General features: G+C 62.2%; 27 protein-coding genes. 23 read left to right on the forward strand and 4 right to left on the reverse strand.

The window, feature by feature from the left end; genetic code table 11:
- Positions 1-7: 7 nt before the first annotated feature.
- Positions 8-865, reverse strand: coding sequence for an SDR family NAD(P)-dependent oxidoreductase (locus ACTJKM_RS18375; RefSeq protein WP_058320747.1), 858 nt, complete (start codon positions 863-865; stop codon positions 8-10).
- 189 nt (positions 866-1,054) lie between these two features.
- On the opposite strand from ACTJKM_RS18375, the gene ACTJKM_RS18380 reads away from it, so the two are divergent.
- Positions 1,055-1,810 carry a Crp/Fnr family transcriptional regulator gene (locus ACTJKM_RS18380; protein ID WP_057249124.1) on the forward strand — a complete coding sequence of 252 codons (756 nt, stop codon included), beginning with the start codon at positions 1,055-1,057 and terminating at the stop codon, positions 1,808-1,810.
- 78 nt (positions 1,811-1,888) lie between these two features.
- Here the strand turns inward: ACTJKM_RS18380 and ACTJKM_RS18385 are convergent, their stop codons facing one another.
- The gene (locus tag ACTJKM_RS18385) at positions 1,889-2,401 is read right to left on the reverse strand and encodes a Dps family protein (protein ID WP_058320748.1); all 513 of its coding nucleotides are present in this window, start codon (positions 2,399-2,401) and stop codon (positions 1,889-1,891) included.
- A gap of 222 nt (positions 2,402-2,623) precedes the next feature.
- On the opposite strand from ACTJKM_RS18385, the gene ACTJKM_RS18390 reads away from it, so the two are divergent.
- Entirely contained in the window at positions 2,624-2,998 is a 375-nt protein-coding gene (locus ACTJKM_RS18390) for a response regulator (RefSeq protein ID WP_058320749.1), read from the forward strand.
- Between the two features lie 19 nt (positions 2,999-3,017).
- Here ACTJKM_RS18390 and cysQ read toward each other — a convergent pair whose 3' ends face one another.
- Complete coding sequence (gene cysQ, locus ACTJKM_RS18395) at positions 3,018-3,794, reverse strand: 3'(2'),5'-bisphosphate nucleotidase CysQ (RefSeq protein WP_058320750.1); 777 nt, start codon at positions 3,792-3,794, stop codon at positions 3,018-3,020.
- 231 nt (positions 3,795-4,025) lie between these two features.
- Here cysQ and ACTJKM_RS18400 point away from each other — a divergent pair, with 231 nt between their 5' ends.
- The 11 genes from ACTJKM_RS18400 (at position 4,026) to ACTJKM_RS18450 (ending at position 17,620) form a co-directional block, all read left to right on the forward strand.
- On the forward strand, positions 4,026-5,276 hold the full coding sequence (locus ACTJKM_RS18400; RefSeq protein ID WP_058326470.1) for a sarcosine oxidase subunit beta family protein: 1,251 nt from the start codon (positions 4,026-4,028) through the stop codon (positions 5,274-5,276).
- A gap of 72 nt (positions 5,277-5,348) precedes the next feature.
- Positions 5,349-5,627, forward strand: coding sequence for a sarcosine oxidase subunit delta (locus tag ACTJKM_RS18405; protein WP_058326469.1), 279 nt, complete (start codon positions 5,349-5,351; stop codon positions 5,625-5,627).
- Positions 5,624-8,581: a sarcosine oxidase subunit alpha family protein gene (locus tag ACTJKM_RS18410; protein ID WP_058326468.1), complete on the forward strand. Its 2,958-nt coding sequence runs from the start codon at positions 5,624-5,626 to the stop codon at positions 8,579-8,581. Before ACTJKM_RS18405 ends, ACTJKM_RS18410 begins: the two co-directional genes overlap by 4 nt.
- Positions 8,582-8,591: 10 nt before the next feature.
- The gene (locus ACTJKM_RS18415; protein ID WP_057249020.1) at positions 8,592-9,146 is read left to right on the forward strand and encodes a sarcosine oxidase subunit gamma; all 555 of its coding nucleotides are present in this window, start codon (positions 8,592-8,594) and stop codon (positions 9,144-9,146) included.
- Positions 9,147-9,391: 245 nt separating this feature from the next.
- Entirely contained in the window at positions 9,392-11,818 is a 2,427-nt protein-coding gene (locus ACTJKM_RS18420) for a GcvT family protein (RefSeq protein WP_440637790.1), read from the forward strand.
- 290 nt (positions 11,819-12,108) lie between these two features.
- Positions 12,109-13,011, forward strand: coding sequence for a branched-chain amino acid ABC transporter permease (locus tag ACTJKM_RS18425; protein WP_053248038.1), 903 nt, complete (start codon positions 12,109-12,111; stop codon positions 13,009-13,011).
- A 4-nt stretch (positions 13,012-13,015) separates the two neighbouring features.
- A complete protein-coding gene (gene livM, locus ACTJKM_RS18430; RefSeq protein WP_057249022.1) occupies positions 13,016-14,401 on the forward strand; it encodes a high-affinity branched-chain amino acid ABC transporter permease LivM in 1,386 nt (461 codons plus the stop codon).
- Positions 14,401-15,294 carry an ABC transporter ATP-binding protein gene (locus tag ACTJKM_RS18435; protein ID WP_057249023.1) on the forward strand — a complete coding sequence of 298 codons (894 nt, stop codon included), beginning with the start codon at positions 14,401-14,403 and terminating at the stop codon, positions 15,292-15,294. Before livM ends, ACTJKM_RS18435 begins: the two co-directional genes overlap by 1 nt.
- Complete coding sequence (locus tag ACTJKM_RS18440; RefSeq protein WP_057249024.1) at positions 15,291-16,016, forward strand: ABC transporter ATP-binding protein; 726 nt, start codon at positions 15,291-15,293, stop codon at positions 16,014-16,016. The genes ACTJKM_RS18435 and ACTJKM_RS18440 overlap by 4 nt, the downstream gene beginning before the upstream one ends.
- Positions 16,017-16,040: 24 nt before the next feature.
- Positions 16,041-16,385 carry a DUF6867 family protein gene (locus tag ACTJKM_RS18445; protein ID WP_057249025.1) on the forward strand — a complete coding sequence of 115 codons (345 nt, stop codon included), beginning with the start codon at positions 16,041-16,043 and terminating at the stop codon, positions 16,383-16,385.
- A 116-nt stretch (positions 16,386-16,501) separates the two neighbouring features.
- On the forward strand, positions 16,502-17,620 hold the full coding sequence (locus ACTJKM_RS18450) for a branched-chain amino acid ABC transporter substrate-binding protein (protein WP_058320754.1): 1,119 nt from the start codon (positions 16,502-16,504) through the stop codon (positions 17,618-17,620).
- 155 nt (positions 17,621-17,775) lie between these two features.
- Here the strand turns inward: ACTJKM_RS18450 and ACTJKM_RS18455 are convergent, their stop codons facing one another.
- Complete coding sequence (locus tag ACTJKM_RS18455; protein WP_057249027.1) at positions 17,776-18,228, reverse strand: MarR family winged helix-turn-helix transcriptional regulator; 453 nt, start codon at positions 18,226-18,228, stop codon at positions 17,776-17,778.
- Positions 18,229-18,424: 196 nt separating this feature from the next.
- Between ACTJKM_RS18455 and ACTJKM_RS18460 the strand changes: the two genes are divergently transcribed.
- The 10 genes from ACTJKM_RS18460 (at position 18,425) to ACTJKM_RS18505 (ending at position 26,092) form a co-directional block, all read left to right on the forward strand.
- Complete coding sequence (locus ACTJKM_RS18460) at positions 18,425-19,441, forward strand: alpha/beta fold hydrolase (protein ID WP_058326465.1); 1,017 nt, start codon at positions 18,425-18,427, stop codon at positions 19,439-19,441.
- A gap of 141 nt (positions 19,442-19,582) precedes the next feature.
- The gene (locus tag ACTJKM_RS18465) at positions 19,583-20,557 is read left to right on the forward strand and encodes a 2-hydroxyacid dehydrogenase (protein WP_058326464.1); all 975 of its coding nucleotides are present in this window, start codon (positions 19,583-19,585) and stop codon (positions 20,555-20,557) included.
- A gap of 176 nt (positions 20,558-20,733) precedes the next feature.
- Positions 20,734-21,567: an urease accessory protein UreD gene (locus ACTJKM_RS18470; protein ID WP_058326463.1), complete on the forward strand. Its 834-nt coding sequence runs from the start codon at positions 20,734-20,736 to the stop codon at positions 21,565-21,567.
- 122 nt (positions 21,568-21,689) lie between these two features.
- Positions 21,690-21,992: an urease subunit gamma gene (locus ACTJKM_RS18475; RefSeq protein WP_057249031.1), complete on the forward strand. Its 303-nt coding sequence runs from the start codon at positions 21,690-21,692 to the stop codon at positions 21,990-21,992.
- 60 nt (positions 21,993-22,052) lie between these two features.
- Entirely contained in the window at positions 22,053-22,307 is a 255-nt protein-coding gene (locus tag ACTJKM_RS18480) for a DUF1272 domain-containing protein (RefSeq protein ID WP_058326462.1), read from the forward strand.
- 10 nt (positions 22,308-22,317) lie between these two features.
- On the forward strand, positions 22,318-22,623 hold the full coding sequence (locus ACTJKM_RS18485; protein ID WP_058326461.1) for an urease subunit beta: 306 nt from the start codon (positions 22,318-22,320) through the stop codon (positions 22,621-22,623).
- Positions 22,620-23,039 carry a lysozyme inhibitor LprI family protein gene (locus ACTJKM_RS18490; RefSeq protein WP_058320760.1) on the forward strand — a complete coding sequence of 140 codons (420 nt, stop codon included), beginning with the start codon at positions 22,620-22,622 and terminating at the stop codon, positions 23,037-23,039. The genes ACTJKM_RS18485 and ACTJKM_RS18490 overlap by 4 nt, the downstream gene beginning before the upstream one ends.
- Before the next feature lie 3 nt (positions 23,040-23,042).
- Complete coding sequence (locus ACTJKM_RS18495) at positions 23,043-23,687, forward strand: Urease operon accessory protein (protein WP_113514244.1); 645 nt, start codon at positions 23,043-23,045, stop codon at positions 23,685-23,687.
- A 3-nt stretch (positions 23,688-23,690) separates the two neighbouring features.
- Positions 23,691-25,403 carry an urease subunit alpha gene (gene ureC / locus ACTJKM_RS18500; RefSeq protein WP_057249035.1) on the forward strand — a complete coding sequence of 571 codons (1,713 nt, stop codon included), beginning with the start codon at positions 23,691-23,693 and terminating at the stop codon, positions 25,401-25,403.
- 17 nt (positions 25,404-25,420) lie between these two features.
- Positions 25,421-26,092, forward strand: coding sequence for a TIGR02117 family protein (locus ACTJKM_RS18505; protein WP_058326460.1), 672 nt, complete (start codon positions 25,421-25,423; stop codon positions 26,090-26,092).
- Positions 26,093-26,263: the final 171 nt, after the last annotated feature.

Below are 26,263 nucleotides of genomic sequence, written 5' to 3' on the forward strand. Positions count from 1 at the left end.
CCGGGGATCAGTCGCGATCCTTTTCGAGGAACGCCTTGAACGCTTCCCCGTACTTCGGATGCCAGCGAGACAGCGGCGGCCGGTTCTCGACGATGTCGCCGGCAGCCCAGAGAATGCGTCGCTCATCGGTGGCGCGGGCGACGTCGTTGTCGGGGCAGAGGATATAGAAATCGCCGCGGGCGAGACTTTCCATCATGAAGTCGACGGTCTGCTCGGCCGTCCAGGCGCCGGCGGGCTTCTCGGTGCGGCCATGGGCCGTCAGCGACGTATAGACGAAGCCGGGGATCAGGAGGTGGGCGTGAACCTGGCTGCCGGCGGTGTTGCGCAACTCGTGTTCCAGCGCTTCGGTGAAGACCTTCACACCCGCCTTCGAGACATTGTAGGCCGGGTCGCCCGGCGGCGTGGTGATGCCCTGCTTCGAGCCGGTGTTGATGATGACCGCCGCCTTGCCATGGGCGACCATGCCCGGCGCGAAGGTGCGGGCACCATTGATGACACCCCAGAGATTGACGCCGATCGTCGCCTCCCAGGCTGCCAACGCACCGAGTATGTCGCTGCCGGGCTGGATACCGGCATTGTTCATGAGTACGTGCACCTCGCCGAACCGTCGACGCGTCTCGCGTTCGAGCGCTTCCAGATCTTCGAGGCGCGAGACATCAGTCGGGACCGCAACGACGTGCTGCGCACCCGCCGGCGCGACGGCAGCGACCTCGGCGGCCGCTTTGTCCAATCTCTCGCCTGCGAGGTCGGCGAGCACGACGCGCAGGCCGAGCGAGGCGAAATGGCGCGATGCTGCCAATCCAATGCCGGAGGCGGCGCCGGTGACGACGGCAACATTGTTGGGGGCGAAGGCGGGGTGCAGCATGGCGGAAGCTCCAGCGGTGGGATCGAATGCAAGAGATAGGGCGCCAAGGACGGCCTGTCCATTGGCGTCTCGGCAAGAGGCTCCTGAAAACCATGTGTTTTCAAGGCCGTCCCTTGTCCCGGGCAGCTCCGGCGCTACTTGCAGTTTTGCATTGAACGCGTGGCCGAAGGCATTTTCGCGGATGGAACGATGAACGGAACTGCAACTCGAAACGAAAAACGCACACCTTGCGAAAGCTGTCCATTGCGGAAGCTCGACCATTTTCGCGCCTTCACAAATGAAGAACTCGCCTTTGTGTCGCAATTCAAGACCGGTGAACTCGCAGTCGATGGCGGCGCAACCATCCTCGTTGAAGGCGCGCACAGCGCCCACCTCTTCACGGTGCTTTCCGGCTGGGGCTTTCGCTACAAGATGCTCGATGACGGACGCCGCCAGATCCTGAATTATGTGATGCCGGGTGATCTGATCGGCCTGCAGGGCAGCCTGATGGGGGAGATGCAGCATTCGATTGAAGCGCTGTCGCCGGTGACCCTTTGCGTTTTCGAGCGCGGCAAGCTGAACCGCCTGTTCGCCAACTATCCCGAACTCGCCTATGACCTCACCTGGATCGCGGCGCGCGAGGAGCGCATTCTGGATGAGAACCTCCTGAGCATCGGTCGCCGCTCGGCGCTGGAACGGGCCGCCTACCTGCTTGCCTTTCTCTACCAGCGTGCAAAGGCACTCGACCTTTTCAGCAGCAGTCGCGTCGCCATTCCGGTCACGCAGCAGCATGTGGCCGATACGCTGGGTCTTTCGATCGTCCATACCAACAAGACGTTGAAGAAGCTTGCCGAGCGCGACCTGATCCGCTGGGCGGACAAGGGCTGCAATGTCCGCGATATCGATGGATTGCTTGCGATTTCGGGCTGGGAAGGGTTGAATGAACCCAAGCGGCCCTTCATCTGAAATGCCGTTGAAGGGCGCCGTATCCTTTCCTTTCCGATGCGGCGAACGTCGCCGCATCGATGCCGGACCCCGATAGGATCAGGCTGCGACGATCGCTCGCAGCATCCAAAGCGCCTTTTCGTGGAAGTTGAGGCGATCGGTCAGCATGTCCGTGGTGACAAGGTCGTCGTTCTCGTCCGCCTTGGTGCCGGCATCGCGCATGCGGCGCACGGCCGCCTCGTGATCGGCAATCAGGTCGGCCACCATGTCGGCCGCGCTCGCGTGGTTGACGGAGCCGCCGCTCGGGGCAAATGCCGCCGCCTCGGTGAGTTTGGCTGGGGCGAGGTGACCCAGTGCACGTATCCGCTCGGCAATCACGTCAGTCGCCTGAAAGAGCGTGTTGTAGTGCTCTTCCGTCAATTCGTGCAGCGGCTTGAACAATGGGCCGACCACATTCCAATGGTAGATGTGGCTCTTGATCACCAGCTTGTAGGTATCGGCAAGGATGTCGGACAGTGCCGCTGCCATCTGCTGACGGTAGGCCCTGGTCAGGCCGATGTCGAATTCTTCGTCCTTGACCTTCGGTTTAAGCACGGAGGCTGTCTGCTTCATTCTCCTGCTCCCGTTCTATCTTGAGAAAGCCGCGAAACAGCGATCGCTTGCGATCGTGATCCGCGTACCGGTGTTGAACGTCAGTACCGGTCGGTTGTCCGCGCTTGGCCCCAATCGACGCTACATGTCTTATTTAAATGCCGGGCCGCCTCGAGGCGCCTATAGCTTGCTCTTATCGGCGCAAATGCCCTGTCGGTGCGCGCAAAAGGTGGAGTAAGCTGGATGGACGAAGTTCCGCCGCAGGTCCGGACCGTTCTTGTTCTCGAAGACAATTTCCTCATTGCATCGGATGCCGAAGAAATCCTGACGTCGCTCGGTATTGCCGAGGTGACGATCGCGGCGAATGCGGACCAGGCGATGGAGATCCTGTCTCGACAGAGCTTTGACTTTGCAATCCTCGACGTCCGTCTCGATAACCATACGAGCTTCGGCGTTGCCGATGCGATGCTTGCACGCGGCATGCCGTTTGGGTTCACCAGCGGCTACAGCGACATGGAGCTTTTCCCAGGGCATCTGCGGGACGTCCCGCGGATAGACAAGCCGTTCAACGAGAGGACGCTCGGCCAGCTGATCGCGGCCGGAATTCGGCAAGAGTGATGGGTTCCCGGCGGGGTCCTTACGGCTTGCCACGCGAAACGAACCAGGGGTTGGCGAAGTCGCTGTCGTTCTTCTGGTTGCGCTTGCCGTAGGTGAGCGGCGCACCGTCCATCGTCAGTGTTTCGCCGCCAGCCGCCCGGAGGATGGCATCGCCCGCGGCCGTGTCCCATTCCATCGTGCGGCTGAAGCGCGGATAGACGTCGGCGAGCCCCTCGGCGAGAAGGCAGAACTTGAGGGACGAGCCGACCGCTCTGTAGTCGGCTATGCCGTGCTCGGCGAGGTAGGCGATCGTCTCGGCGCTGTTGTGCGAACGGCTGGCCAGACCCACCATGCGATCGCCGCAACTGCGGCAGCCAATGATCGTTTCATGGTCGAGGCGAAAGGTCTCGTCGATGACCGCCTTCACTGCCTTGCCGTGGTTCGCCGCATAGAGGATGCCGAGCGCCGGTGCGTAAACGACGCCGGCCACGGGCGCGCCGTTTTCGATCAACGCGATATTGACGGTAAAGTCGTCATGCCGGCCGATGAATTCCTTCGTGCCGTCGAGCGGATCGACAAGGAAGAAGGATTTGCCGGCGATGTCAGGCACGAAGCCTGCGGCGACAGCCTCTTCGGCGACCACAGGCACCTCCGGGAAGGCGCGGGCGAGGTCCGCCAGGATGATGCGCTCGGCGCAGGCATCGGCGTCGGTGACCGGCGAAAAGTCCGGCTTGTAGGTGACCGCCGGGCCTGCGTTGTAGATGTCGAGAATGGCCCGACCCGCTGATATCGCCGATTGTTGCAGTATCTCCAGCATTCGCCCTTACTTTCCGTCCATCACCAAGCCCATAGCATATCGGGAACAGGATGGTACCCGTGCTTTTGGCGGTAGGCGCATTCGATTGGAGACGAACATCGATCCACTCCGCTGCGCAGCGAAGTGCACGATGAGCCAGCGAACGGTTTTTTGCACCTGCGCCAGGCTTGCGTCTTGGCTTCCGCCTCACGGCTGTGCAAATGTGCCGACGCAACTCACCTGGATGCCTTCATGCGTTATTCCGCCTTCTCGCTCGTCAGGAACGCCCTTTCCGGAAACCTGAATTGGAAGCCGCAATGGCGCCAGCCCCAGCCGAAACCGCATTACGACGTGATCATCGTCGGCGGCGGCGGGCACGGTCTTTCGACCGCCTACTACCTCGCCAAGGAATTCGGCGTGAAGAACGTCGCGGTGCTGGAGAAGGGCTATCTCGGCTCGGGCAATGTCGGGCGCAACACGACGATCGTGCGCTCCAACTACATGCTGCCCGGCAACGAACCCTTCTACGAGTTTTCAATGAAGCTTTGGGAAGGGCTGGAGCAGGACCTCAACTACAATGTGATGCTGTCGCAACGCGGCGTCATCATGCTCTATCACAGCGACGCCCAGCGCGACGCCTATGTCCGGCGCGGAAACGCGATGTGGATGGAAGGCGTGGCGGCCGAGCTCATCGAGCGTGAACAATTGAAGAAGATGATCCCCTTTCTCAATTACGACCACGCCCGTTATCCGATCCTCGGTGGGCTGTTGCAGCGGCGCGCCGGCACGGCGAGACACGATGCGGTCGCCTGGGGCTATGCCCGCGGTGCCGACCGACATGGCGTCGACATCATCGAACATTGCGAAGTGACCGGCATCCGCCGAGAAAACGGCGTCGTCACCGGCGTCGAAACGAGCAAAGGCTTCATCGGCTGCGGCAAGCTGGCGCTGGCTGCGGCCGGCAATTCCTCGCGCGTCGGCGAGATGGCGGACCTCAAGCTGCCGCTTGAAAGCCATGTGCTTCAGGCCTTCGTGACCGAGGGGCTGAAGCCCTGCATCGACCACGTGATCGTCTATGGCGGCGGCCACTTCTACATCTCGCAGTCGGACAAGGGCGGCCTCGTCTTCGGCGCCGAGATCGACGGCTATTCCTCCTATGCTCAGCGCGGCAATCTTGCGACGGCGGAACACGTGATGGAGGAGGGGGTGACGATGATCCCCGGCCTGTCACGCGTTCGGGTGCTGCGCGCCTGGGGTGGGGTCATGGACATGAGCATGGACGGTTCACCGATCATCGACCGCACCTCGATCGACAATCTCTACCTGAACTGCGGCTGGTGCTATGGCGGCTTCAAGGCGACGCCGGCCTCCGGTTATTGCTTCGCTCATCTGATCGCCAGGAACGATACCCATCCGGTGGCGCGCGCTCTCAGGCTCGATCGCTTCGCCCGCGGCTATGCCGTCGATGAGGCCGGCGCCGGCCCGCAGCCCAACCTTCACTGACAGCACTTTGCCGGCCCGCCCGGCAGTACGGAATGAACGGGGGCCGAGGTCGGCTTCAGGATACGGAAGAGAATGGCAAGCCTGATTACCTGCCCGCATTGCGGGGTTCGACCGAAGGAAGAATTCGCGGTCCGCGGCGATGCTTCGCGCGGCCGCCCCGAACCGATGGACTCTGACGAAGCCTGGCACGACTATGTCTATGTGCGCGCCAACCCGCGCGGCCGGACCTTCGAGCACTGGCATCACGTTGCCGGCTGTCGCCGCTTCCTGGTGGTCGAGCGTGATACGGCAACCCACGAGGTCTATTCCGTCGTCGATGCCGCCGAGTTTGCGCGGAGGGTTGAGCGATGACCGGCTATCGTCTCTCCTCCGGCGGTCTGATCGATCGCAGCAAAACGCTGAGCTTCACCTTCGACGGCAGTCCATTGCGCGGCTTTGCGGGCGATACGCTGGCCTCGGCTCTGCTTGCCAACGACCAGCTGCTCGTCGGCCGCAGCTTCAAGTACCATCGGCCGCGCGGCATCGTCAGCGCCGGGCCCTCTGAGCCGAACGCGCTCGTCACCATCGGCTCCGGTGCCCGCACCGATGCGAACACCAAGGCGACCGTCGCCGAACTCTATGGCGGGCTGACGGCGCGAAGCCAGAACCGTTGGCCGTCGCTCGGCTTCGATATCGGGGCAGTCAACGGCGTGTTGTCGCCCTTCCTCGGCGCCGGCTTCTACTACAAGACGTTCATGTGGCCGAAGCAGTTTTGGGAGCGGGTCTACGAGCCCTCCATTCGCCGCGCCGCCGGCCTCGGCCGGGCCGTGCTCGAGCGCGACCCGGAGAGCTACGAGAAATCCTGGGCTTTCTGCGATCTGCTCGTCGTCGGTGCCGGTCCCACCGGACTGATGGCGGCGCTGACTGCCGGCCGCGCCGGCCTCCGCGTTATCGTTGCAGACGAGGATTTCCGGCTCGGCGGTTCCCTGCTTTCGACCAGCGAGACCATCGACGGTGCCCCGGCATCCGTCTTCGCCGACCGCACGGTCGCGGAACTGCAATCGCTGCCCAACGTCACACTGCTTTCGCGCACAACTGTCTTCGGCTGGTACGACGACAACGTCTTCGGCGCCGTCGAGCGCGTGCAGAAGCACGTCGCCGAGCCGTCGTCGAAGCTTGTGAGCGAGCGCGTCTGGCGAATCGTTGCCAAGCGCGCGCTGCTCGCAACCGGTGCCGAGGAACGGCCGCTGGTCTTCGGCGGCAATGATCGCCCCGGCGTGATGATGGCCGGTGCCATGACCACCTATGCCGAACGCTACGGCGTGGGCGCAGGCAAGACGGTCGCGATCTTCACCAGCGGCAGCGCCGGCTATCGCACGGCGCGGGCGCTTTCTGCGAAAGGCGTCGCGATCGCAGCGATCGTCGATGCCCGTGCGGAATCCGGCGATCAGGCGCCCGATGGCATCAGGGTCATCCGTTCGGCCTCCATCGTCGATACCAAGGGCAGCAAGCGTCTCAAGGGCATCGTCGTCGAGCGCTCCGGTTTCGAGGAACTGATCGCCTGCGATGCCCTCGGCATGTCCGGCGGCTGGAGCCCGGTCGTGCATCTTGCCTGCCAGCGGGGTGCAAGACCGGTCTGGTCGGAGGAGTTGAAGGCATTCGCTGCCCCCGATGTCGGTGGCGGTCTGCGCCCCGTCGGTGCTGCCAACGGTATCTATACGCTCGCCGGCTGTCTGTCTGATGGTGCGGACAAGGCCGCAGCGATTGCCGCGGATCTCGGTTTCAGCGCCACCTCGGCCGCGATTCCCGTCGTTGACGGTGAAGAAGCCTCTTCCTTCACTGCGCTCTGGTATGTCCCGGGTGCCAAGTCGAAGGCCTTCGTCGATTTCCAGAACGACGTGCATGCGAAGGATCTTGGCCTCGCGCTTCGCGAAGGCTTCGGCCATGTGGAGCATGCCAAGCGCTACACCACCAACGGCATGGCGACCGACCAGGGCAAGCTTTCCAACATCAACGCTGTCGGCATTCTCGCGGGCATGCGCGGTGTCAGCCCGGCGGAGGTCGGCACCACGACCTTCCGGCCTTTCTACACACCGGTCTCCCTTGGTGCGCTTGCCGGGACGGCACGCGACGAACACGCGGCGCCGGCACGGAAGTCACCGCTGCATGGCTGGGCGATGAAAAACGGTGCGACCTTCGTCGAGGCGGGGCTCTGGCATCGCTCGGCGTGGTTCCCGCGCGCCGGCGAGAAGACCTGGCGCGAAAGCGTCGATCGCGAAGTGCTGAACGTGCGAGCCAATGTCGGCCTCTGCGACGTCTCGACGCTCGGCAAGATCGAGGTTTTCGGCCCCGACGCCGCGGAGTTCCTCAACCGGCTCTACTGCAACCCGGTCTTGAAGCTGCCGGTCGGCAAGGCGCGCTATGGCCTGATGCTGCGCGAGGACGGGTTCGTCTTCGACGACGGCACGGTGAGCCGGTTCGACGAGGCGCATTTCTTCGTCACCACGACGACGGCGATGGCCGGCCCGGTCATGGCGCACATGGAATATTGCGCCCAGGCGCTCTGGCCGGAACTCGAAGTCCGTTTCACCTCGTCGACCGACCAATGGGCGCAGATGGCGATCGCCGGCCCGAAGGCACGCGCGGTGTTGCAGCAGATTGTCGACGGCGACATTTCCGACGGCGCATTTCCGTTCCTTTCCGCCCGGAAGATTGTTCTGAAAAGCGGCGTGGCCGCGCGGCTCTTCCGCATCTCCTTCTCCGGGGAACTCGCCTTCGAACTGGCCGTGCCGGCCGGCAACGGCGAAGCGGTGGCGGACCAGATCATGGAGGCCGGCCGGCCCCACGATATCTGCGCCTATGGCGTCGAGGCGCTCAATGTGCTGCGGCTCGAGAAGGGACTGCTGACGCATGCCGAATTCGACGGTCGCGTGACACCCGACGACGCCGGCCTTGGCCGCATGCTGTCGATGCAGAAAGTCGACTTCATCGGCAAGCGGCTGTCGACGCGCTACGGGCTGACGGCCGCCGATCGCATGCAGCTCGTCGGGCTGAAGCCCGTCGATGCCGACAAGGACATGCGCGCCGGCGCCCATCTCCTGAAGGAAGGTACGAAGCCCTCGACGCTGAACGATCAGGGTTGGGTAAGCTCGGCCGGCTTCTCGCCGGTCCTGGGGCATGCCATCGCACTTGCCTTCCTGAAGTCCGGGCGTGAGCGGTACGGCGAGAAGGTCATCGTTTTCGACAAGCTGCGCGATCAGGAGATCGTCGCCGAGGTCTGCGATCCGGTCTTCGTCGATCCGCAAAACGCAAAGCTGAAGGCCTGAGGAGGCGGCGATGGTTCGCGACTACAACAACCGCCACGCACTGGAACAGAAACTGCGCTCTGCACCGAGGCCCGCGGCCGCCGATCACCTGATGGTCGGCCATTGGCGTGCGATGGCGACGGTACTTGCCCGTGCCGGGCAGGCGGAGGCAGTGCGGCAGTCGATTGCTTCGGTGCCCGAGCTGTCGCTCCGTTTCTCAGGCCCCGGGGAATGGCTGGTGGTCTCCGAGGTGGAGGCGCCGAGCGGGCTCGTGCGTCGCCTCGAAGAGCTCTGCGACGGGGGCGCCTATGTCGTCGACCAAAGCGACGGGCGCGTCGTCTTCCGCCTCACCGGCCCGAACGTGCGCAGCATCCTTGCCAAAGGTATCGGCCTCGACGTCCATCCCGCGACCTTCTCGCTTGGGGGGAGTGCCAATGTTCTGTGCGGCCACATCCCGGTCAATCTCGCCCGGACGGACGAGGATACGTTTGAACTGATCGTGCCGCGAAGCTACGCCGAATCGCTCTTCGACGACCTGATGCGGATGGGGCGGGCGTTCGATCTCACCGCCGCTTTTTCAGACTGAACAGCCTCTTTCGTGAGGCTGAAAACAAATGCGGCATGAAATGCCGCAATCGGGTCGCCGATCCGCCAGCAAACGGCGGAAATGGACAAGCGCCCTTCGCAGCCGTGTCTTTATCGGCGCCGCCTTTCTGACTAGGCTGCCACCATTCGCCGCCTGCGCTTCTGTCCGGAAGGTAAGCGGTCTTGATTTTCTTCCTGACAATTTGGCCATGCCTCCGCCGGAGCATGGAAAGACGGAGTGTACGCATGAAAAGCCATGCCAAGGTCGTCGTTATCGGAGGCGGTGTCGTCGGTTGCTCGGTGCTCTATCATCTGACGAAGTTCGGCTGGACCGATGTTGTCCTGCTCGAACGGTCGGAGCTCACGTCCGGCTCCACCTGGCATGCGGCCGGCGGCATGCACACGATCAACGGTGACCCGAACGTCGCCAAGCTGCAGAAATATACGGTTGAGCTCTACAAGGAGATTGAGGAGTATTCCGGTCAGGACGTCGGCCTGCACATGACATCGGGGATGATGCTGGCGGCCACCAAGGAGCGCTTCGACTGGATGAAGTCGATCCTCGCCAAGGGGCGCTACATGGGGCTCGAGGCCGAGCTGCTGACGTCCAGGGAAGCGCACGACCTGATGCCGCTGCTCGATCCCGACCAGTTCGTCGGCGCGGTCTTCGATCCGGTCGAGGGCCATCTCGATCCCTATGGCACGACGCATGCTTACGCCAAATCGGCGAAGAAGAACGGCGCCGAGATCTATCTGCACACCAAGGTCGAGGACCTGGTGCAGCGGGAGGACGGCTCCTGGCGGGTGATCACCAACCAGGGCGAGATCGTCGCCGAGCATGTCGTCAACGCCGCCGGTCTCTGGGCGCGCGAAGTGGGTCGCATGGTCGGCCTCGAACTGCCTGTTCTCGCCATGGAGCACATGTATCTCATTACCGAGGACATGCCCGAGGTCATCGAATTCAATCAGACGCGCGGCAAGGAACTGATGCACTGCGTCGATTTCGACGGCGAGATCTACTTGCGCCAGGAGCGCAACGGCATGCTGATGGGCACCTATGAGAAGGCCTGCCGCCCGTGGTCGCCGATCTCCACGCCCTGGGATTTCGGCCACGAACTGCTTGCCGAAGACATCGATCGCATCTCGCCGGAACTCGAAGTCGGGTTCCGGCATTTCCCCGCCTTCAATAGGGCCGGCATCAAGAAGATCATCAACGGCCCCTTCACCTTCTCGCCTGACGGCAACCCGCTGGTCGGTCCCGTGCGTGGTCTCAGGAACTTCTGGTCGGCCTGCGCCGTCATGGCCGGCTTCAGCCAGGGCGGCGGCGTCGGCCTGGCGCTCGCCAACTGGATGATCCATGGCGACCCCGGCTTCGACGTCTTTGCCATGGACGTTTCCCGCTACGGCGATTTCGCCACGCTCGCCTATACCAATGCCAAGGTGCGCGAAAACTATTCACGCCGCTTCTCGATCCGCTATCCGAACGAGGAACTGCCGGGTGCGCGGCCGCTGCTGACGACGCCGATCTACGACAGGCTGAAGGCGGCCGGAGCGGTCTTCGGCGCGTCCTATGGCCTCGAAACGCCGCTGTGGTTCGCGCCTGAAGGGGTGAAGGACGCCTTCTCCTGGCGGCGCTCGACGGATTTCGAGACGGTTGGCGCGGAAGCGCGCGCCGTGCGTGAGGGTGTCGGCCTGATGGAGACGTCGGGCTTTGCCAAATATGCGATCACGGGCGAGGGCGCTGAAGCCTGGCTCGACCGGCTGCTGGCCTGCCGTATTCCGCAGGTGGGGCGCATGACGCTGGCGCCGATGCTGAAGGACGACGGCAAGCTGATCGGCGACTTCACGCTTGCCAAGCTCGGGGAGGAAGACTTCCTGCTGATCGGCTCCGGCATCGCCGAGGACTATCACATGCGCTGGTTCGAGGCGCATCTGCCTGAGGACGGCTCGGTTTCGCTGAAGGCGCTGAAGCTGGAACTGGTTGGCCTGTCGATCGCCGGACCGAAGGCGCGCGACGTGCTTGCCGGTCTCACCCATCTCGACGTCTCCGACGCCGCCTTTCCATTCCTGGACATCCGCCGGATGGACCTCGGCATGGCGCCCGTGATCGTCGGCCGCGTGAGCTACACCGGCGATCTCGGCTACGAGATCTGGATGAAGCCCGAATACCAGCGTTATCTCTTCGAGCTGCTGATGGAGAAGGGGGCAGCGTCCGGGATCCGGCTGTTCGGCCTCAGGGCGCTGAATGCGCTGCGCGTCGAGAAATCCTTCGGCAGCTGGGCGCGCGAGTACCGTCCGCTCTATGGCCCGGTCGAGGCCGGCCTCGGCCGCTTCATCGCGACCGGCAAGGACGCGGACTTTATCGGCAAGGTGGCTGCAATGAAGGAGAAGGCGGACGGTGGTGCGCTGCGTCTCAGGACCTTCGTCCTCGGGGCCAGGGATGCCGACGTCATCGGTGACGAGCCGATCTATCTCGACGGCGTCGTGCGCGGATGGGTGACATCGGGCGGTTATGCGCACACGAGCGGCGTTTCGGTGGCCATGGGTTACGTACCGAAGGAGATCGCTGATCGCAGCGATGGCTGGTCGATCGAACTCCTGGGTGAGATTCTGCCGGCACGCCTCCAGCCGAATCCCTTGTTCGACGCAAACGGGCAGCGGATGCGCACCTGAGCGGCGAAGCAGCGCCCAGCCTGGCCATTCGGTGGCCAGGCTGCCACGCGGATCCCCCGCGCATTTGCGACTAAAGTTGATGATTTTGCGGGCGGAAGCTGCGGAAGTTTTGGTTTTTCTGGCTCTAAAAGCGTCAAATCGATTTTATCGAGGAAGTTTTTGGCGAAGTCGCGTTTTTTAGCTTTCCTTTTCGTTTGAAAGAGGTATGGAATCGACCAAACACAGTGCTCAACAATGAGCTTAAAAAACAAGAGACCGGACCTTTAAGGATCTGGTCCAGGGGAAGATTGATGGAGTATTTCGTCCAGCAGCTCGTCAACGGGCTGACTCTTGGGTCTATTTATGGTATGATCGCAATTGGTTATACCATGGTCTACGGCATCATTGGCATGATCAACTTCGCCCACGGCGATATCTTCATGCTTGGCGGTTTCGCCGCTTTGATTGTCTTTCTGCTTCTCACCTCATTTATAGCAGGCGTGCCGGTTGTACTTGCGCTTTTGCTTATGATGGTCGTGGCTATGCTCGCGGCGTCGCTGTGGAACTGGACGATCGAGAAGGTGGCCTACCGGCCACTTCGCGGGTCATTCCGGCTGGCGCCGCTGATCACCGCAATCGGCATGTCGATCGTGTTGTCGAACTTCATCCAGGTGACGCAGGGACCGCGCAACAAGCCGATCCCGCCGCTCGTCTCGTCCGTCTATGAGGTTTTCGGCATCTCCATTTCGCTGAAGCAGATCATCATCATCATCATCACGGCGATCCTGCTTTCCGTCTTCTGGTACATCGTCAACAGGACGCCGCTTGGTCGTGCACAGCGCGCCACCGAGCAGGATCGCAAGATGGCGGCTCTGCTCGGCGTCGACGTCGATCGTACGATCTCGGTGACCTTCATCATGGGTGCGGCACTCGCTGCTGTCGCGGGAACCATGTACCTGATGTATTACGGCGTGGTCGTTTTTACCGACGGCTTCGTTCCCGGGGTCAAGGCATTCACCGCCGCCGTTCTCGGAGGCATTGGCTCGCTGCCGGGCGCTGTTTTGGGCGGACTTCTGATCGGCCTGATCGAGTCCCTGTGGTCGGCCTATTTCACCATCGACTACAAGGACGTTGCGACATTCTCCATTCTCGCAATCGTTCTGATCTTCAAGCCGTCGGGTATTCTCGGACGACCGGAAGTCGAGAAGGTATAATTCAATGGCAAACATTGCTTCTACAACTGCAAGCGCCGGCACTGAGGTGACGGCGCGGGCCCTGCGCGAGTCTGTCTTCGCGGGCCTCATCACGCTCGGACTGTTCGTGCTGTTCGTCGGCCTCAAGACCGACCAGAACATCCGCAACGAGCTGATCCTGACACAACGTTGGGGCCTGCTGGCGATCTTCGTGATCATCGCCATGGTTGGCCGCTTCCTCATGGTCGCCTATGTCCAGCCGCGGCTTGCCCAGCGAAAGGCTGCCAAAGCGGCGGCGCCGGAAGTTGCCAAGGAGGAAAGCTTCTTCAGCCGCAATTTCTCGACGATTGCGATACTTGCCTTGATCCTTTATCCGCCGGTCATCGTCGCGCTAACCGGTGTTCAGGGCTCTCTGAAATGGGTGGACAATTTCGGCATCCAGATCCTGATCTATGTGATGCTCGCCTGGGGCCTGAACATCGTCGTCGGCCTCGCCGGCCTGCTGGACCTCGGTTACGTCGCTTTCTACGCAGTCGGTGCCTATTCCTACGCGCTGCTCTCCACCTATCTGGGCCTGTCCTTCTGGGTGTTGTTGCCGGTGGCCGGCCTCCTCGCCGCCTGCTGGGGCGTGGTCCTCGGCTTCCCGGTGCTTCGTCTGCGCGGAGACTATCTGGCGATCGTCACGCTTGCCTTCGGCGAAATCATCCGTCTTGTCCTGATCAACTGGACCGAGGTCACCAAAGGTACGTTCGGCGTGTCCGGCATTGCCAAGGCAACGCTGTTCGGCATCAAGTTCGATGCCTCCAAGGATGGCTTTGCCGCATTGATGGGGCTGCCGATCTCGTCGGTCTACTACAAGATCTTCCTATTCTACCTGATCCTCGGTCTTTGCTTGATCACGGCTTTCGTGACGATCCGCATGCGTCGGATGCCGATCGGGCGCGCCTGGGAAGCGCTGCGCGAAGATGAGATCGCTTGCAAGTCGCTTGGCATCAACACGGTTACCACCAAGCTGACGGCTTTCGCCATGGGCGCCATGTTCGGCGGCATCGCCGGGTCCTTCTTCGCAGTACGCCAGGGCTTCGTGTCGCCCGAATCCTTCGTGTTCCTCGAATCCGCAGTGATCCTCGCGATCGTCGTCCTCGGCGGCATGGGGTCGCTGACGGGCATTGCGATCGCAGCGATCGTCATGATCGGCGGTACCGAAATTCTGCGTGAGCTTGACTTCCTGAAGGCCGTCTTCGGACCGAACTTCACGCCGGAACTCTACCGCATGCTGATCTTTGGCCTGGCCATGGTCGTCGTCATGGTCTGGAAGCCGCGCGGCTTCGTTGGATCGCGTGAACCGACCGCGTTCCTGCGCGAACGCAAGGCCGTCTCCGGCAGCTTTACCAAGGAAGGGCATGGCTGATGGCCCTCGAGACCACGACGATGACAATGACACAAGATCCCATTCTCAAGGTTGAGCACCTGTCGATGCGCTTCGGCGGTCTGATGGCCATCAACGACTTCTCTTTCGAGGCCTATCGCGGCGACATCACCGCGCTGATCGGCCCGAACGGGGCAGGTAAGACGACGGTATTCAACTGCATCACCGGCTTCTACAAGCCGACGATGGGTATGATCACGATGAAGCAGAAGTCCGGAAAGGAGTATCTCCTCGAGCGGCTGCCGGACTTCGAGATCACCAAGCATGCAAAGGTGGCGCGTACGTTCCAGAACATCCGGATGTTCTCCGGCATGACCGTGCTCGAGAACCTACTGGTCGCGCAGCACAACAAACTAATGCTGGCGTCGGGCTATACCGTGCTCGGGCTCCTTGGATTTCCTGCCTACCGGCAGGCCTCCAGGGAGGCGACTGAACTCGCCAAGCATTGGCTCGAAAAGGCATCGCTGATCGACCGGGCAGACGACCCGGCCGGGGACTTGCCTTACGGCGCGCAGCGGCGGTTGGAGATTGCTCGTGCCATGTGCACGGGACCGGAGTTGCTGTGCCTCGATGAGCCTGCGGCTGGCCTCAATCCGCGCGAATCGCATGCCCTCAATGAACTGTTGCAGGGCATCCGCAGCGACACCGGCACCTCCATCCTGCTGATCGAGCATGACATGTCCGTGGTCATGGAGATATCGGACCATGTCGTCGTGCTCGAATATGGGCAGAAGATCTCCGACGGCACCCCGGATTTCGTGAAGAACGATCCAAGGGTCATCGCGGCCTATCTGGGTGTCGAGGATGAAGAGGTTGAACAGGTGATCGAACAAATCGAGGAAATCGAAGGCGGGCAGGGAGGCACCAAGCAATGACTGCGCCGCTGCTGCAAGTGAAAGCCGTCGAAACCTACTACGGCAACATTCGGGCGCTGAGCGGCGTCGATGTCGAGGTCCATCGCGGAGAAATCGTTTCGCTGATCGGTGCCAACGGCGCGGGCAAGTCGACATTGATGATGACGATCTGCGGCAGCCCGCAGGCGCGCACCGGCACGGTGATGTTCGACGGCCATGACATCACGCGCCTGCCGACCCACGAAATCGCGCGTATGAGGATTGCCCAGTCGCCGGAGGGACGGCGCATCTTCCCGCGCATGACGGTTTTCGAAAACCTGCAGATGGGGGCGAGCCTCGACAACCTGAAGCATTTCGACGAGGACGTGGAAAAGATCTTCAGGCTCTTTCCCCGGCTCAAGGAGCGTAAGGCGCAGCGCGGCGGCACGCTGTCAGGCGGCGAGCAGCAGATGCTCTCGATCGGCCGCGCGCTGATGGCCCGGCCGAAGCTGTTGCTTCTCGACGAGCCGTCGCTTGGTCTTGCGCCGCTGATCGTCAAGGGCATCTTCGAAGCGATCAAGAAACTCAACAAGGAGGAAGGCCTGACCGTCTTCCTCGTCGAGCAGAACGCCTTCGGCGCGCTCAAGCTTTCGGACCGCGGCTATGTGATGGTCAACGGACGGGTGACGATGAGCGGCAGCGGCAGGGATCTGCTCGCCAATCCGGAAGTGCGCGCGGCCTATCTCGAAGGCGGCCGTCATTGATCGGCCGCATCTGGAGCAAGTGACATGCAGGGAATTCTCTACGAAGAAGCGTCGATCTGGCAGTTTCTTTTCATAAGCTGCGTGCTTGGCGGCTGGACCGCCTGGCGCACGGGCAAGAGCGTGGCCGAAAGTTGGCATAACGTTCCGCGGCTGCTGCTCTACGTGGCGTTGCTCGGGCTGGCGATCCGTTTCATCCATCACGCCCTCTTCGGCGGCACGATGTTCAGCCTGCAATACTATATCGTGGACACGATCGTGCTTTTGTTGTTTGCTACCGTAGCTTTCCGGTACTACCGGACCAAGCAAATGACCAAAATCTACTATTGGCTCTACGAGAAGGCTTCACCTTTCTCCTGGAAGACCAAATAAAGGGAACAGCGCGTGCCGGTCCGCCGCGGCCGGTGCGAAGGAAACACCGGCGCAACTATGGTGGGCATTGCGCAGGTTGATAACGAGACCCGCTCGAATATTTGGGAGTAACAAGAATGAAAAAATCTCTTCTGTCGGCCGTTGCGCTGACGGCGATGGTCGCCTTCAGCGGCACCGCCTGGGCTGATATTCTCGTTGGTGTCGCCGGCCCGCTGACTGGCCCGAACGCCGCCTTCGGTGCGCAGCTCCAGAAAGGTGCCGAACAGGCCGCTGCCGACATCAACGCCGCTGGCGGTATCAACGGGGAACAGATCAAGCTTGTGCTCGGCGACGACGTTTCGGACCCGAAGCAGGGCATCTCGGTCGCCAACAAGTTCGTCGCTGACGGTGTGAAGTTCGTCGTTGGTCACTTCAACTCCGGTGTGTCGATCCCGGCATCGGAAGTCTATGCCGAAAACGGCATCCTGGAGATCACGCCGTCTGCGACCAACCCGCAGTTCACCGAGCGCGGTATGTGGAACACGTTCCGCACCTGCGGCCGTGACGACCAGCAGGGCGCAGTAGCCGGTGCCTACCTTGCCGCCAACTTCAAGGACGCGAAGATCGCCGTCATTCACGACAAGACCCCCTATGGTCAGGGCCTTGCCGATGAAACCAAGAAGTCGATGAACGAAGCCGGCCTCACCGAAGCCCTCTATGAAGGTGTCAATATCGGCGACAAGGACTTCTCCGCACTGATCGCCAAGATGAAGGAAGCCGGCGTTTCGGTCGTCTACTGGGGCGGTCTGCACACCGAGGCCGGCCTGATCATGCGCCAGATGAAGGACCAGGGCCTGAAGGCAACGATGATGTCGGGTGACGGTATCGTTTCGAACGAACTGGCCTCGATCGCCGGCGACGCCGTCGACGGCACGCTGATGACCTTCGCGCCGGATCCGCGCAAGAACCCCGCTTCCAAGGAACTCGTCGAGAAGTTCCGTGCTGCCGGCTTCGAGCCGGAAGCCTATACGCTCTATTCCTACGCCGCTCTCCAGGTCATCGCAGAAGCTGCGAAGGCTGGCGGCACGACCGATGCGCAGGCTGTTGCCGAAGCGATCAAGGCCAAGGGTCCGTTCAAGACCGCGATCGGCGAGCTCGGCTATGACGAAAAGGGCGACATCACCCGCCCGGACTACGTCATGTACACCTGGAAGAAGGGCGACGACGGCAAGTACACCTACTTCCAGAACGAGTAGTTCTGATTTCGGACCTTGCGTCCGATCTGTTGCGCCCGGCGAGCGATCGCCGGGCTTTTCTTTTTGGCGAGGCCGAGAGCATAACGCTTTCAAGTGGAACTGCTGGAAGCGGAAGGATGCTCATCTAAGCGATGGGGCTTTGGCGCAGCGATTGGCTATTTCAGCAAGGTGTCTCGCAGTGACGAGACTTCGGCGCGCAACCGCTCGAGATCATCGGCGCCGAGTTTTGTTGCCTCCGTGAGGCCGCGCGGCACATCGACCGCCTTCCGGCGCAGTGCCTTGCCCATGTCGGTCAATTGTACCCGGACCTGCCGCTCGTCCGTCTTATCCCGCACGCGGGCGATGTAGCCGGCCGCTTCGAGGCGTTTCAGCATCGGGGTGAGTGTGCTCGATTCCAGGAAGAGCCGTTCGCCGAGGCTGCCGACGGTCTGGTCGTCCTTTTCCCACAGCAGCACCATCACGAGATATTGCGGGTAGGTGAGGTCGAGTTCCTCCAGCAGAGGCTTGTAGATGCGCGTCAAGGCGTGGTTTGCGGAATAGACTGCAAAGCAGAGGAAACTATCGAGCGTCAGCATCGCATCGTCATCTTTGAGTTCGGTGCCAGTCATCGTTCTCTCCTGTCATTTCCTTAAAATAAATCGTTCGCGATATAATCGCAAGGCATTGACAGGTGTGCGATCACAATATAAAGAGTTGTGCACGATCTAATCGATGGCGATTTAAATGCGAATATATCGCGCACGATTTAATCGCTAGTTATTTACCGGCAGCGCGGCATGACCGCAGGCAAGAAGGAGCGTTTCCATGAGCAAGGCAGTCAGCAAGACCGAAACCAGCAGCATCTCCCGCCGTGATGTCCTCTCGGCCGCTTTCGGCGCTGCGGCGACCGCTGCAGCCCTATCGGCCGCCAACAGCCCGGCTAAGGCCGCCGACGCGTCAGCGGCAAGCAACAACCAGTCGAGCGCCGGTTCGCAAGGTGGGGGGATTTCGGGCAGCCGCATTACCACCCGCGATGGTGTCGAGATCTACTACAAGGACTGGGGTCCAAAGGATGGCCCGGTCGTCGTGCTCAGCCACGGCTGGCCGCTGTCGTCGGACAGCTGGGAAGCGCAGGCCTTCCACCTCGCCGCCAATGGCTTCCGCGTCATCACCCATGACCGCCGCGGCCACGGCCGCTCGTCGCAGCCCTGGGACGGCAACGACATGGATCACTACGCCGACGACCTTGCCGATCTGATCAACGCGCTGGATCTGAAGGACATCTTCCTTGCCGGCTTTTCCACCGGCGGCGGCGAGATCAGCCGTTATATCGGCCGTCACGGCACGGGCCGTGTCGCCAAGGCCGGTTTGATCTCGGCAGTGCCGCCGCTGATGGTCAAGACCGACAAGAACCCCGGCGGCCTGCCGAAGGAGGTGTTCGACGGGCTGCAGGCGGCAAGCCTCAAGGATCGCTCGAAGCTCTACCGCGATATCGCCTCGGGTCCGTTCTTCGGCTTCAACCGCCCGGGCGCGGTCGCCTCTCAAGGCATGATCGACAGTTTCTGGCTGCAGGGCATGACGGGCGGCCACAAGAACACCTACGACTCGATCGTCGCCTTCTCGCAGACCGACTTTACCGAGGACCTGAAGAAGTTTGACGTGCCGACCTTGATCATCCATGGCGACGACGACCAGATCGTGCCGATCGATGCGGCCGCGCGGGCTTCGAAGAAGCTCGTCCCACATGCGGAACTGAAGGTCTATGCCGGCGCGCCGCACGGCATTACCGATACGCACAAGGACCAGCTTAACGCCGACCTGCTCGCCTTTGCCAAGGCCTGATGTGTCTGAAGTCACGGGAAGAGGCGCCTGCAACGACGCCTCATTCTCGCTTTTCGTGATAGGTGTTTCGCTTGTCGAGATGGCTGTCGCGTCGCGCCGTTTCGTGCACTATCTCCCGACGATTCTGTTCCGGAGGCAGACATGAGCTCGAAACCCCGCATTCTCGTCACCCGTCGCTGGCCGGCGGCCGTGGAACAGGTGCTTGCAGAGCGGTTCGACGTCACCTTGAACGAAGGCGACGTGCCGATGACGGCCGAAGGGCTGGCCGATGCGCTCCGGACCTCTGACGCAGTACTTCCAACCGTTTCCGATCGGCTTCCGGCCGAACTCTTCGCCGGCGGCGGCCTCCGGGCGAAGATCCTTGGAAATTATGGCGTCGGCTACAACCACATCGACGTCGCGGCCGCCAAGGCCGCCAATATCGTCGTGACCAACACACCGGGTGTTCTGACCGACTGCACCGCCGACATTGCCATGACGCTGCTGCTTGCAGTCGCGCGCCGGGCGGGCGAGGGGGAGCGCCAGGTTCGGGCCGGCGAATGGACCGGATGGCGCCCGACCCACATGATCGGCAGCAAGGTCACCGGCAAGACGCTCGGCATCATCGGCTTTGGCCGCATCGGCAAGGCGATGGCCAAACGCTGTCATTTCGGCTTCGACATGGATGTCGTCTTCTACAACCGCTCGCGCATCGACCCGGCGGAAGCGAGCCGCTACGGCGCCCGGCAATTGGACACGGTCGAGGATGTGCTGAGAGCTTCGGACTTCGTGTCGCTGCACTGCCCCGGTGGTGGCGAAAATCGGCATCTGATCAATGCGCAACGCTTGGCGCTGATGAAACCGGGTGCTTACCTCATCAATACGGCGCGCGGCGATGTCATCGATGAAGCGGCCCTGGTTGCCGCTCTCGAAAGCGGCGTCATTCGCGGTGCCGGCCTTGATGTCTTCGAGGCGGAGCCGAATGTGCCGGAGCGTCTGCGCAGGCTCGAAAATGTCGTGCTGCTCCCGCATCTCGGCAGTGCCACGGAGGAAACGCGGGTTGCCATGGGTATGAAGGTGGTCGACAACGTCACCGCTTTCTTCGAGGGTCGCGAGCCGCCGGATCGCGTGGCTTAAGCGGCTGCCTGTTTTCTGCGCGGCGCCTGCATGGAAATGCAGCATCCTGGCGATTTTCTTTGCAAAACAATAACTTGACTTGTCGTTCCGCGATGCGGACGATAGCGCGAAGGCAAGGCGACCGACCCAATGGGTGCAGCGCCAGGAATTAAAGGACACCGCTCGGCGGTCGAAACATGAACAAGGCAGCAAGCATCGCTCCGCAACGGGCCTGGGGGAAGGGCCGGCTGGTCGCCAAGATGGCGCTCGGCCAAAGCCGCATTGCCGAACTCTATCAGGAAGGCTGCGCCAAGATCCGGCTGCCGAAGACCTTCGACGCCTCTATGGAAGCGGTGCTCATCAATTCCTCCGGCGGCCTCACCGGCGGCGACCGCATGGTCTGGGAGGTTGCGGCAAGGGCCGGAACCGATGTGACGGTGACGACGCAGGCCTGCGAGAAGATCTATAAGGCGAGTGCCGATACGGTCGAGGTGGCCACGCGTATCGAGGTTGCCGCCGGCGCGCGCGTCGACTGGCTGCCGCAGGAGACGATCCTCTTCGACCGCGCCTCGTTGTCGCGTTCGCTGGAGGTGGAGCTTGCCGCGGACGCGACATTCCTGGCGGTGGAAGCGGTTCTGCTTGGTCGCAAGGCGATGGGCGAGGTGGTGCAAACCGGGCTCTTCCGCGATCGCTGGCGCATCCGCGCCGAAGGCAAGCTGCTGCATGCGGACAATCTGGCGCTTGCCGGAGAGATCGCCAGTCTCGGCCAGCGCCGGGCGGTGCTCGATGGCGCAGCCGCCTTTGCCACGCTCCTCTATGTCGGCCCCGATTGCGAGCCCTTGTTGCCGCGTCTTCGATCGCTCATTGACGGCGAGGCTGGCGTCGGCATCAGCCATTTTCAGGTTGATGGACGCGACAAGCTGGTTGCCCGCTTCGTGGCGTCGGATGGGTTCGCGCTCAGAAAAATCCTCATCCCGGTTATTTCGCACTTGCGCAAGCAGAAGACAGTGCCGAAAGTCTGGGTTCTCTAGGTCATTTCATATTTTTATTGAAACAGTGAAATGATCTAACACGTTGAAACTTTGTAATTCCTGGCGGAAAACCGCTTCGCAGATTTCCTGGGAATTGCTTCACGAACAACCGGTGGCGACGCATGAATCTTACTCCGCGCGAAAAGGACAAATTGCTGATTTCCATGGCGGCCATGGTCGCGCGCCGGCGCCTGGAGCGCGGCGTGAAACTCAACCATCCCGAGGCGATCGCGCTGATCACCGATTTCGTCGTGGAAGGTGCTCGCGACGGGCGCTCGGTCGCCGAGCTGATGGAGGCGGGCGCCCAGGTGCTGACGCGCGATCAGGTGATGGAGGGCATCCCCGAGATGATCCACGACATCCAGGTCGAAGCGACATTCCCCGACGGTACCAAGCTCGTCACCGTTCACGAACCGATCCGCTAAACGAAGGAAACGCGGCCCTTTCCGGCCGTATCCCTCCAACCCTGATCTCAGGAGGCAAGCATGCTGGCTTTGCGCCCCAATTGCGAGTGCTGCGACAAGGATCTGCCGCCGGATAGCCGCGAGGCGATGATCTGTACTTTCGAATGCACCTTCTGCGTCGATTGTGTCGATGGAAAGCTCGATGGCACCTGTCCGAATTGCGGCGGCGAATTCACCAGCCGGCCGGTGCGTCCGGCAGCCCTGCTTGAAAAATATCCGGCCTCCACCGAGCGGGTGCTGAAGCCGCAGGGCTGCGCCGGTTCGAAGGCGGCTTGAGGAGAGAACCATGATCCCAGGAGAAATCATCGCGGTTGCCGGAGAGATCGAGCTCAATGCCGGCCTCGACACGACAACCATCGAGGTTGCCAATACCGGTGACCGCCCGATCCAGGTCGGCAGCCACTACCATTTCGCCGAAACCAATGCCGGGCTGCAGTTTGACCGGAAGGCCGCGTACGGCCGACGGCTCGACATTCCGGCTGGCACCGCGGTGCGGTTCGAGCCGGGGCAGACGCGCCAGGTGACGCTGATTCCTCTTTCCGGCAAGCGCGAAGTCTATGGCTTCCGCCAGCAGGTGATGGGCAAGCTATGAAGCGCCTCGCTGTACTTGCCATCGCTCTCGTTCTGCCGTTTGCGCCGGCTTTGGCGCAGGAGGACAAGGTCGACTGCCAGAATGCGGTGACGCAGATGGACATGAACATCTGCGCCAACAAGGACTACGAGGCGGCCGACACGGAACTGAACAAGGTCTACAAGCTGGCACTGGCAGCGACAAAGCAGCAGGACAAGGAACTCGCCGAGATCGATGCGAACTACGTTGGCGCGGAAGAGGCCCTGAAAAAGGCGCAGCGCGCCTGGATCGGTTACCGTGACGGCCAATGCGAGCTTTCGGGCTTCGAAGCCCGCGGTGGCTCGATGGAGCCGATGCTCGTCTCCGGTTGCCTCACCGAATTGACCAGGGCCCGGACCAAGGAACTCCAGGCCATTGTCGAGCCTGACGGAAACTAGACCTTGAGCGGCGGCCGCATCATCATGATCGTGGGCAATGGCGAAGTGCCTGACGGAGCTGGCACGGTGATCGATGCCGCCGATATCGTCGTGCGTTTCAACGATTGCCGTTCCGTCGGCCCCGGTGGCCACAAGACCGATATCGTCGCCGTCTGCAACACCGGGCGCCCCGGTCTCTCCATGCTCGGCGGTGGCCGCTGGAAGACGAGTGCGGCGGTGCGCCAGGCCCGCGAAATCTGGTGCGTCCGATCCGGCGCGAAGTTCGCCGCGATGCGGGCCGGGCTTGCCGAAACAAATCCGGATCTCGACGATTTCTGTGACGACTACACCATCGGTTTCGAAAGTTTCAGCCGCTCGACCAACCGCGGTTTTCGCGTCGTTCCGGTGGCAGTGCATGACCAGCTGGATCACGATCTCGGCGGCTTCTCACCCGATCCCTACGTCGTCCCATCCAGCGGCCTGATCGTCATTGCCGATATCCTGTCCGATATCGCGATGGCCGGTGACGACGTCGTTGTTGCCGGCTTCGGCCATGTCGGGTGGCAATGGCATCCCTTTGCCGCCGAGCGCCGCTATGTCGACGCGCTGGCGGCGAGCGGTCGCCTTCGCCGCCTCCACCCACTTTCTTCTTCGTCCCAAGGAGCCTGAACCATGCCCTACAAGATGTCGCGCGCGGCCTATGCCAACATGTTCGGCCCGACGGTCGGTGACAAGGTGCGGCTTGCGGACACCGAGCTCTTCATCGAGGTGGAGAAGGACTTCACCACCTATGGCGAGGAGGTGAAGTTCGGGGGTGGCAAGGTCATTCGCGACGGCATGGGGCAGAGCCAGACAACGCGCGCCGAGGGCGCCGTCGATACGGTCATCACCAATGCGCTGATCGTCGACCACTGGGGCATCGTAAAGGCGGATATCGGCCTCAAGGACGGGCGGATTGCGGGGATCGGTAAGGCCGGCAATCCGGATACGCAGCCGGGTGTCACCATCGTCGTCGGCCCAGGAACGGAAGTGATTGCGGGCGAAGGCAAGATCGTCACCGCCGGCGGCATGGACAGCCACATCCACTTCATATGCCCGCAGCAGATCGAGGAAGCGCTGGTCAGCGGGCTCACCTGCATGCTCGGCGGCGGCGCCGGGCCGGGACATGGCACGCTTGCCACCACCTGCACCTCCGGCCCGTGGCATCTCGCCCGCATGATCGAAGCGGCCGACGGCTTCCCGATGAACATCGCTTTTGCCGGCAAGGGCAATGCGTCGCGCCCGGGCGCGCTGGTCGAGATGGTGCTGGCCGGTGCCACCTCGCTGAAGCTGCACGAGGATTGGGGCTCGACGCCGGCGGCGATCGATTGCTGCCTGGGCGTGGCCGACGAATACGACGTGCAGGTGATGATCCACACCGACACATTGAACGAGAGCGGTTTCGTCGAGGACACGATCGCGGCGATCAAGGGCCGCACGATCCATGCCTTCCACACCGAAGGCGCCGGGGGCGGCCACGCGCCTGACATCATCAAGATCTGCGGCCAGCCGAACGTCATTCCGTCCTCGACCAATCCGACGCGGCCCTACACCAAGAATACGCTCGCCGAACACCTGGACATGCTGATGGTCTGCCATCACCTGTCGCCGTCGATCCCCGAAGATATCGCCTTTGCCGAAAGCCGCATCCGCAAGGAAACGATTGCCGCCGAAGACATCCTGCACGACATCGGCGCCTTCTCGATCATCTCCTCCGACAGCCAGGCCATGGGCCGCGTCGGCGAGGTGGCGATCCGCACCTGGCAGACCGCCGACAAGATGAAGCGCCAGCGTGGGCCCTTGCCGCAGGAAACCGGCGACAACGACAATTTCCGGGTGAAGCGCTATATCGCCAAATACACGATCAATCCGGCGATTGCCCACGGGCTCAGCCACGAGATCGGTTCGCTGGAGGTCGGCAAGCGCGCCGATCTCGTCATCTGGAACCCGGCCTTCTTCGGCGTGAAGCCGGACTTCGTGTTGCTCGGCGGCTCGATCGCCATGGCGCCGATGGGTGATCCGAACGCGTCCATCCCGACGCCGCAGCCGGTACATTACCGGCCGATGTTTGCCGCCTACGGCAAGAACCGCACGAGTTCATCGGTCACCTTCGTGTCGCAGGCATCGCTCGATGCGGGTCTTGCCGCCAGGCTCGGCGTCGCCAAGCAGCTGGTGGCCGTCAGGAACACCCGCGGCGGTATCGGCAAGGCGTCGATGATCCACAACAGCCTGACGCCGCATATCGAGGTTGATCCGGAGACCTACGAGGTACGCGCCGACGGCGAGTTGCTGACCTGCGAGCCGGCGACGATCGTGCCGATGGCGCAGCGCTATTTCCTGTTTTGAGCAAGCAGAGACGGAGGATGAAGCGCGGCCTGAAATGGGCCTTCTTCGGCCTGCTGGCTGCGGTCCTGGCGGTCGTTCTCGGAACGCTGCTGCCGCGGCCGCTCTTGCCGGTTTCCGCCGCTGCGGCGGGAGCAGGGACGACGCGCATCCTGGTGCTCTTGGGCCCCATCCACACGGATATCGCCGTGCCCTTGACGGAGGAAACGAGGGCGCGATTCGGCTTCATCGAAGCGGCCGGCGTGTCGCTCAATCATCCGCAGGCACAATGGCTGATCTTCGGCTGGGGCGGGCGCTCCTTCTATCTGGAAACGCCGACCTGGTCGGAGCTGAAGGCCATGCCGGTCTTCAAGGCGCTGACGCTCGACCGCTCGGTCATGCATGTGGATATCGCCGGCCGGATCGTCGAGCCGCAAGCCTCCGTTGCCAGCTTCGAACTGGACGCGGCCGGATATGAACGACTGCTTGGCTTCATTGCCGAGAGTTTCATACGCGACGCCGGGACTGTCGTTCCGGTCGACGGCTTCTCCTACAATGGCAATGACCGCTTCTTCGAAGCCGAGGGCAGGTTCAACGCGCTCTTCGGCTGCAACACATGGACAGCGCGGGCGCTGCGTGAGGCGGGCTTGAGAACCGGCCTATGGAACCCGGTTCCGCCGAGCCTCGGACTATCCTTGCGCATCCACAATTGAGGTGTCACGCAGCCATGCGATCATCGCATGGCTGCCATGCCCGCATGTGAATCGAGGCCTTTCGTGCTGCGCCGCAGCGCAATATCCGATAGGAAAGCGGCTGATCGTTCTCGGTTGTCAGAAATCCTCCCAAGACCTGCCGACCGAGAGCCGAACGAGAGCGGGATGCGG

Origin of the sequence: Ensifer sp. 22460 (genome assembly GCF_052044935.1) — a bacterium.
Taxonomy (GTDB): Bacteria; Pseudomonadota; Alphaproteobacteria; order Rhizobiales; family Rhizobiaceae; genus Ensifer.

Bases quoted from the DNA above. Each gene is read 5' to 3' on its own strand.
- ACTJKM_RS18375 (WP_058320747.1), bottom strand. From the start codon at position 865: ATGCTGCACCCCGCCTTCGCCCCCAACAATGTTGCCGTCGTCACCGGC.
- ACTJKM_RS18380 (WP_057249124.1), top strand. From the start codon at position 1,055: ATGAACGGAACTGCAACTCGAAACGAAAAACGCACACCTTGCGAAAGC.
- ACTJKM_RS18385 (WP_058320748.1), bottom strand. From the start codon at position 2,401: ATGAAGCAGACAGCCTCCGTGCTTAAACCGAAGGTCAAGGACGAAGAA.
- ACTJKM_RS18390 (WP_058320749.1), top strand. From the start codon at position 2,624: ATGGACGAAGTTCCGCCGCAGGTCCGGACCGTTCTTGTTCTCGAAGAC.
- cysQ (WP_058320750.1), bottom strand. From the start codon at position 3,794: ATGCTGGAGATACTGCAACAATCGGCGATATCAGCGGGTCGGGCCATT.
- ACTJKM_RS18400 (WP_058326470.1), top strand. From the start codon at position 4,026: ATGCGTTATTCCGCCTTCTCGCTCGTCAGGAACGCCCTTTCCGGAAAC.
- ACTJKM_RS18405 (WP_058326469.1), top strand. From the start codon at position 5,349: ATGGCAAGCCTGATTACCTGCCCGCATTGCGGGGTTCGACCGAAGGAA.
- ACTJKM_RS18410 (WP_058326468.1), top strand. From the start codon at position 5,624: ATGACCGGCTATCGTCTCTCCTCCGGCGGTCTGATCGATCGCAGCAAA.
- ACTJKM_RS18415 (WP_057249020.1), top strand. From the start codon at position 8,592: ATGGTTCGCGACTACAACAACCGCCACGCACTGGAACAGAAACTGCGC.
- ACTJKM_RS18420 (WP_440637790.1), top strand. From the start codon at position 9,392: ATGAAAAGCCATGCCAAGGTCGTCGTTATCGGAGGCGGTGTCGTCGGT.
- ACTJKM_RS18425 (WP_053248038.1), top strand. From the start codon at position 12,109: ATGGAGTATTTCGTCCAGCAGCTCGTCAACGGGCTGACTCTTGGGTCT.
- livM (WP_057249022.1), top strand. From the start codon at position 13,016: ATGGCAAACATTGCTTCTACAACTGCAAGCGCCGGCACTGAGGTGACG.
- ACTJKM_RS18435 (WP_057249023.1), top strand. From the start codon at position 14,401: ATGGCCCTCGAGACCACGACGATGACAATGACACAAGATCCCATTCTC.
- ACTJKM_RS18440 (WP_057249024.1), top strand. From the start codon at position 15,291: ATGACTGCGCCGCTGCTGCAAGTGAAAGCCGTCGAAACCTACTACGGC.
- ACTJKM_RS18445 (WP_057249025.1), top strand. From the start codon at position 16,041: ATGCAGGGAATTCTCTACGAAGAAGCGTCGATCTGGCAGTTTCTTTTC.
- ACTJKM_RS18450 (WP_058320754.1), top strand. From the start codon at position 16,502: ATGAAAAAATCTCTTCTGTCGGCCGTTGCGCTGACGGCGATGGTCGCC.
- ACTJKM_RS18455 (WP_057249027.1), bottom strand. From the start codon at position 18,228: ATGACTGGCACCGAACTCAAAGATGACGATGCGATGCTGACGCTCGAT.
- ACTJKM_RS18460 (WP_058326465.1), top strand. From the start codon at position 18,425: ATGAGCAAGGCAGTCAGCAAGACCGAAACCAGCAGCATCTCCCGCCGT.
- ACTJKM_RS18465 (WP_058326464.1), top strand. From the start codon at position 19,583: ATGAGCTCGAAACCCCGCATTCTCGTCACCCGTCGCTGGCCGGCGGCC.
- ACTJKM_RS18470 (WP_058326463.1), top strand. From the start codon at position 20,734: ATGAACAAGGCAGCAAGCATCGCTCCGCAACGGGCCTGGGGGAAGGGC.
- ACTJKM_RS18475 (WP_057249031.1), top strand. From the start codon at position 21,690: ATGAATCTTACTCCGCGCGAAAAGGACAAATTGCTGATTTCCATGGCG.
- ACTJKM_RS18480 (WP_058326462.1), top strand. From the start codon at position 22,053: ATGCTGGCTTTGCGCCCCAATTGCGAGTGCTGCGACAAGGATCTGCCG.
- ACTJKM_RS18485 (WP_058326461.1), top strand. From the start codon at position 22,318: ATGATCCCAGGAGAAATCATCGCGGTTGCCGGAGAGATCGAGCTCAAT.
- ACTJKM_RS18490 (WP_058320760.1), top strand. From the start codon at position 22,620: ATGAAGCGCCTCGCTGTACTTGCCATCGCTCTCGTTCTGCCGTTTGCG.
- ureC (WP_057249035.1), top strand. From the start codon at position 23,691: ATGCCCTACAAGATGTCGCGCGCGGCCTATGCCAACATGTTCGGCCCG.
- ACTJKM_RS18505 (WP_058326460.1), top strand. From the start codon at position 25,421: ATGAAGCGCGGCCTGAAATGGGCCTTCTTCGGCCTGCTGGCTGCGGTC.